A 12,432-nucleotide genomic window follows, 5' to 3' on the forward strand; every position below is an offset into this window, starting at 1 on the left:
CTCCCCGCCCCGCTCTGCCAGTTCAGCGCGATTGGCCCGGCGGATCGTCGGGCGCGGCGCTCCTGCTTCCCTAACCTGGCGGAGCGCGCCGACGGCGCGTCCGGTCGCCTCGGTACCGGTCGATCCTCCGGGAGGCTCCGCCATCGTCCAGCCGCTGCTCGCCGGGATCGTCGCCGCCCTGACCGGCTTCTCGAGCTCGTTCGCGATCGTGCTCGCCGGGGTGGTCGCGGTGGGCGCCACCGACGTGCAGGCAGCCTCGGGCCTCCTCGCCGTCTGCGTGCTGCAGGGGGTCCTCTGCATCGTGCTGAGCATCCGCTACCGCGTGCCGATGACTTTCGCCTGGAGCACGCCGGGAGCCGCCCTGCTGGCCGCGACCGCGACGCTCCCCGGTGGTTTCGACCGCGCGGTCGGGGCGTTCCTGGTCGCCTCCGCTCTGCTGGTGGTCACCGGGCTGTGGCCGGCGCTCGGGAGGCTCGTCGCGCGCATCCCGCGGCCGCTCGCGAACGCCATGCTCGCGGGCATCCTGTTCCCGCTCGTCCTGGCGCCGGTGCGCGCGGCGGTCGAGATCCCCGCGCTCGCGCTGCCGGTGATCCTGCTCTGGCTGCTGCTCCTGCGGCTCCTGCCCCGCTGGGCGGTGCCGGCCGCGATCGCCCTGGCGATCGTGCTGCTGATCGTGACGGACGGCGCGGCACTCGCCGGTGCGCCGCTGCTCCCCGTGCCGCAGTTCGTCGCTCCGGTGTTCGAGATCGGAGCGATGGTCGGGATCGGCCTGCCGCTCTACGTGGTCACCATGGCCGGGCAGAACATCCCGGGCATCGCGGTGCTGACGAGCTTCGGCTTCGCGGCCCACTCGCGTCCCGGGATCGTCTCGACCGGTGCTCTCTCCGGGGTCTCGGCGATCTTCGGCGGCGTGCCGATCAACTACGCCGCGCTCAGCGCCGCGCTGACCGCGGGTCCCGAGGCCTCGCCGCGGCCGGAGCAGCGCTGGGTCGCCTCGGTCTCGGCGGGCGCCTCCTACCTCGTGCTGGGCGTGTTCGCCGGAGCGGCCGCCGCGCTGGTGTCCTCCGCGAGCCCGCTGCTGATCGAGGCGGTCGCCGGTCTGGCGCTGCTGGGGGTGTTCGTGTCGGCGGTGCAGGCCGCTGTGGAGGACGCGCGGCTGCGGCTGCCGGCGGCGGCGACGCTCCTGGTCACCGCCTCCGGCACGACCATCGCGGGGATCGGATCGGCGTTCTGGGGCCTGGTCGTGGGACTCGTCCTCCTCGCCTGGCTCGTCCCCCGGCGCCGCTAGAGGAGGCCGCGGCGCGCGAGCAGCGGCTCGGTCCGCGCATCCCGCCCGCGGAACGCGCGGTACGCGTCGAGCGGATCGCGGGAGCCGCCGAGCTCGAGCACCCCGCGGCGGAAGCGCTCGCCCGCCGAGCGGTCGAGGCCGCCGTTCTCCTCGAACCACTCGACCGTGTCCGCGTCGAGGATCTCGCTCCAGATGTAGGAGTAGTAGCCCGCGGAGTAGCCGCCGGAGAAGACGTGCGCGAAGTACGTGCTGCGGTAGCGGGGCGGCACGGCGGGAAGGAGGAGGCCCGCGCCGTCGAGCACGTCGCGCTCGAAGGCGGCCGCGTCGCGCGGCTCGACCGGGGCCGGCAGGGAGTGCCAGGCGAGGTCGAGCAGGGCGGACGCCAGGTACTCGCTCGTCGCGAAGCCCTCGCCCCACAGCGCGGACGCCTCGAGGCGCTCGACGGTCCCCGCGGGCAGGGCCTCGCCGGTCTCGACGTGGCGGGCGTACTCGGCGAGGAGCCCGGGGCGGTGCACCCACGTCTCGTTCACCTGGCTCGGGAACTCGACGAAGTCCCGGAACACCGCGGTACCGGCGAAGCGCGGGTACCGCGTGCTCGCGAACAGGCCGTGCAGGGCGTGCCCGAACTCGTGGAACAGCGTCTCCACCTCGTCGAGGCTGAGAAGGGCGGGCTCGCCCGCGCCCGGAGCCGACAGGTTCAGGTTGTTCACGACGACGGCGGAGTCGCCGAGCAGCGAGGTGCGGCTGGACAGGGAGTTCATCCACGCCCCGCCGCGCTTCGAGTCGCGGGTGAAGGGATCGAGCAGGAACAGGCCCAGCGGCGTCCCGTCCTCCTCGTGCACCTCGAACACGCGGACGTGCTCGCTGTAGCCGGCCAGGTCGCTCCGCTCCGAGAAGCGGACGCCGTAGAGACCGGTGGCGGCGGCGAACACGCCGTGCCGGAGCACCCGCTCCAGCTCGAAGAAGGGACGCAGTGCGCTGGAGTCGACGGAGTAGCTCTCCGACCGCACGCGCTCCTCGTAGTAGGCGCGATCCCACGCCTCGATCGTGAAGCGCGGCGCTCCGGCGGCGTCCTGCTCGGCGTCGGCGGAGGCCTGCATCCGCTCGAGTTCGATCCTCGCGTTCCGGGCGGCGGGAGCGGCGAGCTCGCGCAGCAGCGACAGGACGCGCTCCGGCGAGCCCGCGGTCTGGCCCGAGATCACGAAATCGGCGTGCGAGGCCGCGCCCAGCAGAGCTGCGCGCTCGGCCCGCAGCGCGACGATCTGCTGCAGAGTCGCGGTGGTGTCGTGCGGCCCGCCTTCCGCACCGCGGCCGACAGAGGCGCGCAGGACGCGCTCGCGGACGCCGCGGTCGCGCAGACGCGCGAGCCAGGGGTGGCCGGAGTAGAGGGGCAGGGTGATCAGCCAGCCGTCGACGCCGCGGTCGGCGGCGGCGCGCGCGGCGGCCGAGACGTCGGACTCGTCGAGCCCGTCGAGGCCGGCGACGTCCTCGAGGAGGACCGCCCGGTCGTTCGACTCGGCGAGCAGGTCCTTCTCGAAGCGCGTGGTCAGGGTCGACAGCTGCTCGTTCAGCTCGCCGAGCCGTGCCTTCCCCGCGTCGTCGAGGAGCGCACCGGAGCGCTCGAACCCGGTGATCCTCCGCTCGAGGAGGTAGGCCGTCTCGGCGTCGAGGTCGAGCTCCGTCGACTGCTCGGCGAGAGCGCGGAGACGGGCGAACAGGCGCGGGTCGAGGCTGATCGCATCGCTGTGGGCCGAGAGCAGCGGAGCGAGCTCGGCCTCCAGAGCGTCGGTGAGCGGAGTGCGGTCGGAGGCGGCGACGGTGAAGAAGACGGCGCTCACCCGGCGCAGCTCGCGGCCCGCCCGCTCGAGGGCGACGAGGGTGTTCTCGACGGTCGGCGGCTCGGAGGCGCCGGCGATCGCGTCGATCTCGGCGCGGTGCCGGCGGAGGGCCTCGAGGAACGCCGGGCGGTAGGCCTCGGGGTCGACGGCGGCGAAGTCGGGGAGCCCGTGGGGGAGTCCGCTCGGCTCGAGCAGGACGGCGACGGGATCGGGTGCGCTCATCCTGCGAGCCTAGAGCGCGAGCGGGGGAGAGGGCTCCGACTCAGGATCGCAGGACGCGCGCGCTCACCGGACTCGACGACCGCGCCGCGAAGGGGCGTCAGCCCCAGTCGTCGTCGTCCTCGCCCTCCACGCGGCCCTGCGGCTGCGTGATGTAGGCAGCATCATCGTCAGGACGGTAGGTGATCGTCGTGCCGTCGTCGAGTTCGAGGACGGGCCTGCCCTCGAGCCAGGTGAGCGTCCAGCGCCAGTCGGCGGTCGCCGTGCCGGCCGCGGTGAGCTCGCCCTCGACGTCGCCGATGGCGGTGACGACGATCTCGGGGAGGGTCTGCGGCGGCACCTGGCCGACCGACCAGCGGGTTCCGAGCTGCATGGGAGGGGTCCTCTCGACGGTGGGGAGGGAGGCGGGACGGTTCCCGCCTCCCGGGAGCGGCGCTACGCCTCGGTCTCGAGCTCGATGCCGACCGCGAGGGCGTCGCCCTCGGCGAAGTCGAGCGTCGCGATCCTGCCGACGGCCGCGAGGTCTCCCGCGGCGAGTCGGAGAGACGCGACGAGCTCGGCGGGCGCCGTCACCAGGGCGGAGCGGGCCGGCGTCTTCTGCGAGGCCTTCGCATCGGTCTTCGCGCGCCGGATGGCCGTGAGGACGGAGCTCGCCGCGGCCAGGACGGCGGGGTCGCCGCCCAGGCCCTCGACGGCCGGCCAGGGGCGCAGGTGCACCGAGTCGTCGTGCGACCACGACCAGGTCTCCTCCGTCGCGAACGGCAGGAACGGCGCGAACAGGCGCTGGAGGACGTCGAGCGCCCGGTGCAGGGCGGCCGCGGCGGACGCGCCGTCCTCGCTGTACGCGCGCTCCTTCACCAGCTCCAGGTAGTCGTCGCAGAACGTCCAGAAGAACGCCTCCGTCGTCTCGAGAGCGCGGGCGTGGTCGTAGTTCTCGAGCGCCGTCGTCGCGTCGGCGACCACGGTGTCGAGGGTGGCCAGCATGCTGAGGTCGAGAGGGTCGGTGACCTCGGCGCCCTCGGCGAGAGGGAAGCCGTGGATGAACTTCGCCGCGTTGAGGATCTTGATCGCCAGTCGGCGGCCGATCTTGATCTGCGTCGGGTTCTGCGGGTCGAAGGCCGCGTCGGTACCCAGGCGCGAGGAGGCGGCCCAGTAGCGGACCGCGTCCGAGCCGTGCTGCTCGAGCATCGCGGCGGGAGTGACCACGTTGCCCTTCGACTTCGACATCTTCTTGCGGTCGGGGTCGACGATGAAGCCGGAGACGGTCGCCGTGCTCCACGGGGCGCGGCCGTCCTCGAGCTGCGAGCGCAGGAGGGTCGAGAAGAGCCAGGTGCGGATGATGTCCTGGCCCTGCGGGCGCAGGTCGTAGGGAGCGACCAGCTGCCAGAGCTCGTCGTCCCGCTCCCAGCCGCCCGCGAGCTGCGGGGTCAGCGAGGAGGTCGCCCAGGTGTCCATCACGTCGAGCTCGCCCTGGAAGCCGCCCGCCGCTCCGCGCTGGTCCTCCGAGTAGCCGGGGGCCGGGTCGCTGGAGGGATCCACCGGCAGCGCCGCCTCGTCCGGCACGATCGGGGAGTCGAAGACGGGGCTGCCGTCGCCGTCGAGCGGGTACCACACCGGGATCGGCACGCCGAAGAAGCGCTGGCGCGAGATCAGCCAGTCGCCGGAGAGGCCGTTCACCCAGTTCTCGTAGCGGACGCGCATGAACTCCGGCACGAAGCGCACGTCGCGGCCGAGCTCCAGCAGGCGCTCCTTGAGCACCGCGTCGCGAGCGCCGTTGCCGATGTACCACTGGCGGGTCGACACGATCTCGAGCGGCTTGTCGCCCTTCTCGAAGAACTTGACCTGATGGGTGATGGGGCGCGGGTCGCCGACCATCTCGCCGGACTCCTTCAGCAGTGCCACGACGGCCTGCTTCGCGGAGAAGACGGTCTTGCCGGCGAGCTGCTCGTACGCGGCGCGGCCCCCGTCGCTCGTGATCGCGGCGGGCGCCTCCGAGATCAGGCGGCCGTCGAAGCCGATGATCGCGCGGTTGGGCAGGTCGAGCTCGCGCCACCAGACCACGTCCGTGATGTCGCCGAAGGTGCAGATCATCGCGATGCCCGAGCCCTTGTCCTTCTGCGCGAGGTGGTGCGCGAGCACCGGGACCTCGACGTCGAAGAGCGGCGTGCGGACGGTGGTGCCGAACAGCGCCTGGTAGCGCTCGTCGTCGGGATGCGCGACGAGGGCGACGCAGGCCGGCAGCAGCTCGGGACGGGTCGTCTCGATGAAGACGTCCTCGCCGCCCTCGCGGTGGAAGCCGAGGCGGTGGTAGGCGCCGGGCTGGTCCTTGTCCTCGAGCTCCGCCTGGGCGACGGCGGTCCGGAAGGTGATGTCCCAGAGCGTCGGGGCCTGCGCCTGGTAGGCCTCGCCGCGGGCGAGGTTGCGGAGGAAGGCGCGCTGCGAGGCGGCCTGCGACTCGTCGCCGATGGTCCGGTAGCTCTGCGACCAGTCGACGGACAGGCCCAGGGCCCGCCAGACGTCCTCGAACTGCTTCTCGTCCTCGACGGTGAGGCGCTCGCACAGCTCGACGAAGTTGCGGCGCGAGATCGGCTTCTGGTCGGCGGCCTTGCTGCTCTTGTTGTCGCCGCCCTCGAACGGAGGCGTGAAGCCGGGCTCGTAGGGGAGCGTCGGGTCGCAGCGCACACCGTAGTAGTTCTGCACGCGGCGCTCGGTGGGCAGGCCGTTGTCGTCCCAGCCCATCGGGTAGAAGACGCTCTTGCCGCGCATCCGCTGGAACCGCGCGACGACGTCGGTGTGCGTGTAGGAGAAGACGTGCCCGATGTGCAGCGACCCGGACGCGGTGGGCGGCGGGGTGTCGATCGAGTAGACGTCGGCGCGGGTGAGGCCGGTGCGGTCGAACCGGTAGGTCCCGTCGGCCTGCCAGCGGAGGCCCCACGTGCCCTCCAGGCCCTCGAGGGCGGGCTTCGCGGGGAGGCGGTCGGCGAGGGTCATGATGCTCCGGTTCGCTATGGGCGGCACCGTGTCGGTGGTGATGGTGCCTGGATGGGGGCTCCGGGGCGAGTCGCCCGCCGGCCGCGACGATTCTACCGGAGCGGCGGGAGCCGGGTCAGTCGACGACGGGGGCGAAGCCGGCGCGGACGGGCGCGAGCGCCTCGTCGAGGTAGGGCACGAGCTCGCCGCGGGTGGGGCCCGCCGCGGCCCAGGCCTGCACGGCCGCCACCGCGGCTCCGACGCTCGCGTAGGCGATGGCGCGCGAGAGGTGCGAGGGCAGCGGGCGCGCGCTCCGCTCCTCCACGAAGCGGGCGATCACGGCCGCCTGCCGGGCGAGGCGGCCGAGGGCCGACGCCTGCAGCTCGTGGACGCTGCCGATCATCTCGGACTGGGTGAGCACCCACGGCACCGTCGCGGGTCCGAAGCCGGAGCCGATCGCGAGCAGCGCGTCGCCGAGCGCGTCCATCACCGGCGCCCCGGCCGCCGTCTCGGCCAGCGCCTCCGGGAGCTCGGCCAGCCGATCGTCGACCAGCACCCAGAAGACGTCGCTCTTGGACTCGAAGTAGTTGAAGAAGGTGTTGCGCGAGACGCCCGCGCGCTGGGCGATCTGCTCGATCGTCGTGCCCGCGTAGCTCTGCTCGACGAAGAGGTCCAGAGCGGCGTCCTCCAGCATGGAGCGCGACGACGCGCGGGGCCGTCCGCGCTGCACTCCTCGCACCATGACCCGCTCCTGCTCCGCTTCCCCCGACGCGCTAGGATAGCGCCGGACGACTTCGACCCGGCCATCACCGGTGAGTCTCCGGAAGAACGGCGCCGGCTCCGGCCTGCGCCCAGTAGACCCGGACGGGTGCGGCCCGTGACAGCCGATCGAGTGGGAACGCGTCAGCGGGCACTCCTCCGGGAGCGACCGGCCGACCGGTCCAAGCGAGGTGGTACCGCGACCCGGCCCGGGGTCTGAGATCCGGGCGGGCCGTCCTCGTGCAGACCAGCAGCACTGCCAGGAGACCGCACGTGACCTACCCCCTGACCCCGCCCACCCCGCACGGAGCCGAGCCAACCGAGGGCTCCGCGTTCGGCCGGGGCGTGTCCCCGTCGCCGCGCTTCCCCGAGATCGAGGAGCGCGTGCTCGCGTACTGGAAGGCGGACGACACCTTCCAGGAGTCGATCCGGCAGCGCGAGGAAGCGCCGGAGTGGGTCTTCTACGACGGCCCGCCCTTCGCCAACGGCCTGCCGCACTACGGGCACCTCCTCACCGGCTACGCCAAGGACGTCTTCCCCCGCTTCGAGACGATGCGCGGACGCCAGGTGCACCGCCGCTTCGGCTGGGACACCCACGGCCTGCCCGCCGAGCTCGAGGCGGAGCGGCAGCTCGGCATCACCGACAAGTCCCAGATCGAGGAGATGGGCGTCGCGGCCTTCAACGTCGCCGCGAAGGAGTCGGTGCTGCGCTACACCGGGGAGTGGCAGGACTACGTCACCCGCCAGGCGCGCTGGGTCGACTTCGACGACGACTACAAGACGCTCGACCCCACCTTCATGGAGTCGGTGATCTGGGCGTTCAAGCAGCTCTACGACAAGGGCCTCGCCTACGAGGGCCACCGCGTGCTGCCGTACTGCTGGCGCGACCAGACGCCGCTCTCGAACCACGAGCTGCGGATGGACGACGACGTCTACAAGATGCGCCAGGACCAGACGGTCACCGTCACCTTCCCGCTGGTCGGCGAGACGGCGGAGGCGCTCCAGCTGACGGCGGTCCGCGCTCTCGCGTGGACGACGACGCCGTGGACGCTGCCGACGAACCTCGCGCTCGCCGTCGGGCCCGACATCGAGTACGCGGTCGTCCCAGCCGGCCCGAACGGCGCGGCCGACGGCAGGGGCGAGCCCGAGGAGCGCGAGCTCTCGGCCGAGTACCTGCTCGCCATCGACCAGGTCGGCGCCTACGCGAAGGACCTCGGCTATCCGGACGCGGAGTCGGCCCTGGCCGCCGTCTCGCGCACCCACCGCGGCTCCGAGCTCGAGGGGATCAGCTACGACCGCCTCTGGGACCACTACGCGGACACCGAGGCCTGGGGCACGCAGAACGCGTGGCGCATCCTCGTCGCCGACTACGTGACCACCAGCGAGGGCACCGGCATCGTGCACCAGGCGCCCGCCTACGGCGAGGACGACCAGAAGGTCTGCGAGGCGGCGGGCATCCCCGTCATCATCTCGGTCGACGACGGCGGCCGCTTCCTGCCGCAGATCAGCGAGGTCGCCGGCCTCCAGGTCTTCGATGCGAACAAGCCCCTCACGCAGCTCCTGCGCGCGGGCCACCGGCTGCTCCGCCAGGCGAGCTACGAGCACTCGTACCCGCACTGCTGGCGCTGCCGCAACCCGCTGATCTACAAGGCGGTCTCGAGCTGGTTCGTCCGCGTCACCGCGATCCGCGACCGCATGGAGGAGCTCAACCAGGAGATCACCTGGGTCCCCGAGAACGTCAAGGACGGCCAGTTCGGCAAGTGGCTCTCGGGCGCGCGCGACTGGTCCATCAGCCGCAACCGCTACTTCGGCTCGCCGATCCCGGTGTGGAAGAGCGACGACCCGGAGTACCCGCGGATCGACGTCTACGGCTCGCTGGACGAGCTGGAGCGCGACTTCGGCGTGCGCCCGGACGACCTGCACCGGCCGTTCATCGACGAGCTGACCCGCCCGAACCCCGACGACCCGACCGGGCGCTCGACGATGCGCCGGATCAGCGACGTCCTCGACGTCTGGTTCGACTCCGGATCGATGCCCTTCGCCCAGGTGCACTACCCGTTCGAGAACGCGGACTGGTTCGACACCCACAACCCAGCGGACTTCATCGTCGAGTACATCGGGCAGACGCGCGGCTGGTTCTACACGCTGCACGTGCTCTCCACCGCGCTCTTCGACCGCCCGGCGTTCCGCAACGTGGTCAGCCACGGCATCGTGCTGGGCAACGACGGGCAGAAGATGTCCAAGTCGCTGCGCAACTACCCGGACGTGGCCGAGGTCTTCGACCGCGACGGCTCCGACGCCATGCGCTGGTTCCTGATGTCGAGCCCGGTCCTCCGGGGCGGCAACCTCGTCGTGACGGAGGAGGGCATCCGCGAGGGCGTCCGCCAGGTGCTGCTGCCGCTGTGGAGCACCTGGTACTTCTTCTCCCTCTACGCCAACGCCTCGGCGGGCGGCGGCTACGAGGCGACCAGGCGCACCGGCTCCGAGGACGTCCTCGACCGCTACCTGCTGGCCAAGACCCGCGATCTGGTCGAGACGGTGACCGGCCGGCTCGAGGCGCTGGACTCCACGCTCGCGGCCGCCGCGCTCCGCGACTTCAGCGACGTGCTCACGAACTGGTACGTGCGCCGCTCCCGCGACCGCTTCTGGCAGGGCGTCGACGAGGACGGCCGCGGATCGGAGGCGTTCGACACGCTCTACACGGTCCTCGAGACCGTGTGCCGCGTCGCCGCCCCGCTCCTGCCTCTGGTCACGGAGCAGATCTGGCAGGGCCTGACCGGCAGCCGCAGCGTCCACCTCACCGACTGGCCGGAGGCGGACGAGTTCCCCGCCGACCCGGCGCTCGTGCACGCGATGGACGCGGTCCGCGGCATCTCGTCCACCGCGCTCTCCCTCCGCAAGCAGGCCGGGCTCCGCGTCCGCCTGCCGCTCGCGCGCCTGACCGTGGTGGTCGCCGACGCCGCCGAGCTCGCGCCGTTCGAGGCGATCCTCCGCGACGAGCTGAACGTGAAGGAGGTGTCGCTGGTGCCGCTGGTCGACTCCAGCGCCGCCGACTACGGCGTCACCTCCCGTCTCGCGGTCAACGCGCGCGCCGCCGGGCCCCGACTCGGCAAGGGCGTGCAGACCGTGATCAGGGCCGCCAAGGCCGGCGACTGGAGCGAGACGGACGGTGTCGTCACCGCCGGCGGCGTCGAGCTGGTCGAGGGCGAGTACGAGCTCACGCTCGAGGTCGGCGGCTCGGCCGGCGACGACCGCGCCATCGCCCTGCTCCCGCGCGGGGGCTTCGTGCTCCTCGACACGGCGACCACCCCCGAGCTCGAAGCGGAGGGGCTCGCCCGCGACCTCATCCGCGCGGTGCAGGACGCCCGCAAGGCGGCCGGGTTCGAGGTCAGCGACCGGATCGTCCTGGAGGTCGTGCTCGACGAGCCGAGCCTGCAGGCGCTCGAGCCGCACGCGCTCTGGATCGCGGAGGAGACCCTCGCGACCGGATGCGCGTTCACTCCGCTCACCACGGCTCTCGAGGGCGGCGAGGGCGCGATCGCCTTCGGCCCCGCGGGCACCGCCATCATCCGCGTCGAGAAGGTCGAGGCCGCCGATGTCTGATCCGTTCGAGCCGGACGACGCCGACCGCGCGGCCGCCGACGCCGTCTACGCCGCGCTGCTGGAGCGCCTGGGCGAGGCGAGCGTCCGCCCGCGCCTCGCTCCGACCCGGCGCGCCGTCGAGATCCTCGGCGACCCGCAGCGCGCCTACCCGGTGATCCAGATCGCCGGAACCAACGGCAAGACCTCGACCAGCCGGATGATCGAGAGCCTGTTGCGCGCCCACGGGCTGCGGGTGGGCCTGTTCACCAGTCCGCACCTCGAGCGCTTCAACGAGCGCATCGTCATCGACGGAGAGCCGATCTCGGACCGGAGCCTCGCCGACAACTGGCAGGACGTCGAGCCGTACCTGCGGATGACCGACGCCGAGCTGGCCGAGCAGGGCGAGGCGCCGCTGTCCTTCTTCGAGGCGATCACCGTCCTGGCCTACGCGGCCTTCGCCGACGCGCCGGTCGATGTGGCCGTCGTCGAGGTGGGGATGGGCGGCGAGTGGGACTCGACGAACGTCGCCGACGCGCAGGTCGCCGTCTTCACGCCGATCGCCCTCGACCACACCGACCGCCTCGGCTCGACGATCGAGGAGATCGCGCGCACCAAGTCGGGCATCGTCAAGCCGCTCGCCTCGGTGGTCTCCGCGAGGCAGGTCCCGGAGGCGGAGGCGGTGCTGCGGCACGCGGCCGAGGCCACCGAGTCGACGATCGTCGTCGAGGGGGCGGAGTTCGACGTCGAGTCGACGACCGTCGCCGTCGGCGGCCAGGTCGTCACCGTGCGGGGACTCGTCACCACGTACGAGCAGCTGCTGCTGCCGTTCTTCGGCGACCACCAGGCCGAGAACGCCGCCGTGGCCGTCGCCGCGGTCGAGACGTTCCTGGGAGGCGGGACGCAGGAGCTCACCGGCGACGTCCTCGACGAGGGCTTCGCCGCCGCGACCTCCCCGGGCCGCCTGCAGCTCGTCGGACTCGCTCCGCGCACCGTCGTCGACGCGGCGCACAACCCGCACGGTGCCGCGTCCCTCGCCGCCGCTCTCGGCCGCTACTTCGACTTCGACCGCGTGACGGCCGTCCTCGGCGTGCTGGCCGAGAAGGACGCCGAGGGGATCCTCCGGGAGCTCCGCCCCGTGGTGGACGAGCTGATCGTGACCACGGCGCCGAGCGATCGGGCGATGCCCGCCGAGGAGCTCGCCGCGCTCGCCCGCACCGTGTTCCCGGAGGAGGCGGTCCGCGTCGCCGACGACCCGCTGGGTGCTCTCACGGCCGGTCGCGTCCTCGCGGCGCGCACCGACAAGGGCGCCCTGCTGGTCACGGGCTCGATCACCCTCGTCGGCCGCACGATCACCGCGGCCCGCGACGAGAACTGGCTGGGCGCGTGAGGGCCGGGCGCCCGCGGCGCTCGCGGACCGTCCGGGAGAGCCTCGGCTCGATCGTGCTCGGCTTCGAGGCGGTCATCGTCTTCCTCGCCACCCTGGTGGCCTTCGGGCTGAAGGCGGCCGACCCCGTGATCGTGCTGGTCGGGGGAGCGGTGGTCTGCCTCGCGCTCGTCGCCACTCTGGGCCTGCTGAACCGGCCGGTCGGCTTCCGCATCGGCTGGGTGCTGCAGTTCGTTATCGTGGCCTCGGGCCTGCTGGTCCCGATCATGTACGTGATCGGCGCCGCCTTCGTGGCGCTGTGGACGTACTGCATGGTGACCGGCACCCGCCTCGACGCTCAGACGCGCCGGGCGGCGGAGCCCACCGACCCCACCGAAGGAGACCGCTGAACC

At 72.6% G+C, this 12,432-nt stretch carries 8 protein-coding genes; 4 read left to right on the plus strand and 4 right to left on the minus strand.

Going from position 1 to position 12,432, the window contains the following annotated elements:
• The first annotated feature begins 31 nt into the window (after positions 1-31).
• Entirely contained in the window at positions 32-1,288 is a 1,257-nt protein-coding gene (locus tag C5C82_RS06585; protein ID WP_258065997.1) for a benzoate/H(+) symporter BenE family transporter, read from the plus strand.
• Here C5C82_RS06585 and C5C82_RS06590 read toward each other — a convergent pair.
• The 4 genes from C5C82_RS06590 to C5C82_RS06605 all read right to left on the minus strand — a co-directional run bounded on the left by C5C82_RS06590 (position 1,285) and on the right by C5C82_RS06605 (position 7,057).
• Positions 1,285-3,348, minus strand: a complete 2,064-nt coding sequence (locus C5C82_RS06590; RefSeq protein WP_104292155.1) for a M3 family metallopeptidase — start codon at positions 3,346-3,348, stop codon at positions 1,285-1,287. The genes C5C82_RS06585 and C5C82_RS06590 overlap by 4 nt on opposite strands.
• A 97-nt stretch (positions 3,349-3,445) precedes the next feature.
• Positions 3,446-3,718 (minus strand): hypothetical protein, encoded by a 273-nt coding sequence (locus C5C82_RS06595; protein ID WP_104257386.1) that lies wholly within the window; start codon positions 3,716-3,718, stop codon positions 3,446-3,448.
• A gap of 62 nt (positions 3,719-3,780) precedes the next feature.
• Positions 3,781-6,336 (minus strand): valine--tRNA ligase, encoded by a 2,556-nt coding sequence (valS, locus tag C5C82_RS06600; protein ID WP_104354825.1) that lies wholly within the window; start codon positions 6,334-6,336, stop codon positions 3,781-3,783.
• A gap of 115 nt (positions 6,337-6,451) precedes the next feature.
• The gene (locus tag C5C82_RS06605; RefSeq protein ID WP_104239720.1) at positions 6,452-7,057 is read right to left on the minus strand and encodes a TetR/AcrR family transcriptional regulator; all 606 of its coding nucleotides are present in this window, start codon (positions 7,055-7,057) and stop codon (positions 6,452-6,454) included.
• 290 nt (positions 7,058-7,347) lie between these two features.
• Here C5C82_RS06605 and ileS point away from each other — a divergent pair, with 290 nt between their 5' ends.
• The 3 genes from ileS to C5C82_RS06620 are packed head-to-tail and all read left to right on the plus strand — an operon-like array spanning position 7,348 to position 12,429.
• The gene (gene ileS / locus C5C82_RS06610; protein WP_374953865.1) at positions 7,348-10,677 is read left to right on the plus strand and encodes an isoleucine--tRNA ligase; all 3,330 of its coding nucleotides are present in this window, start codon (positions 7,348-7,350) and stop codon (positions 10,675-10,677) included.
• Positions 10,670-12,043 carry a folylpolyglutamate synthase/dihydrofolate synthase family protein gene (locus C5C82_RS06615; RefSeq protein WP_104223687.1) on the plus strand — a complete coding sequence of 458 codons (1,374 nt, stop codon included), beginning with the start codon at positions 10,670-10,672 and terminating at the stop codon, positions 12,041-12,043. The genes ileS and C5C82_RS06615 overlap by 8 nt, the downstream gene beginning before the upstream one ends.
• A complete protein-coding gene (locus C5C82_RS06620; protein WP_258060376.1) occupies positions 12,040-12,429 on the plus strand; it encodes a DUF4233 domain-containing protein in 390 nt (129 codons plus the stop codon). The genes C5C82_RS06615 and C5C82_RS06620 overlap by 4 nt, the downstream gene beginning before the upstream one ends.
• The last annotated feature ends 3 nt before the right edge of the window (positions 12,430-12,432 follow it).

The sequence above is a fragment of the Rathayibacter sp. AY1D5 genome (genome assembly GCF_002932515.1).
Lineage (GTDB): Bacteria > Actinomycetota > Actinomycetes > Actinomycetales > Microbacteriaceae > Rathayibacter.

Bases quoted from the DNA above. Each gene is read 5' to 3' on its own strand.
- C5C82_RS06590 (WP_104292155.1), bottom strand. From the start codon at position 3,348: ATGAGCGCACCCGATCCCGTCGCCGTCCTGCTCGAGCCGAGCGGACTC.
- C5C82_RS06595 (WP_104257386.1), bottom strand. From the start codon at position 3,718: ATGCAGCTCGGAACCCGCTGGTCGGTCGGCCAGGTGCCGCCGCAGACC.
- valS (WP_104354825.1), bottom strand. From the start codon at position 6,336: ATGACCCTCGCCGACCGCCTCCCCGCGAAGCCCGCCCTCGAGGGCCTG.
- C5C82_RS06605 (WP_104239720.1), bottom strand. From the start codon at position 7,057: ATGGTGCGAGGAGTGCAGCGCGGACGGCCCCGCGCGTCGTCGCGCTCC.
- C5C82_RS06615 (WP_104223687.1), top strand. From the start codon at position 10,670: ATGTCTGATCCGTTCGAGCCGGACGACGCCGACCGCGCGGCCGCCGAC.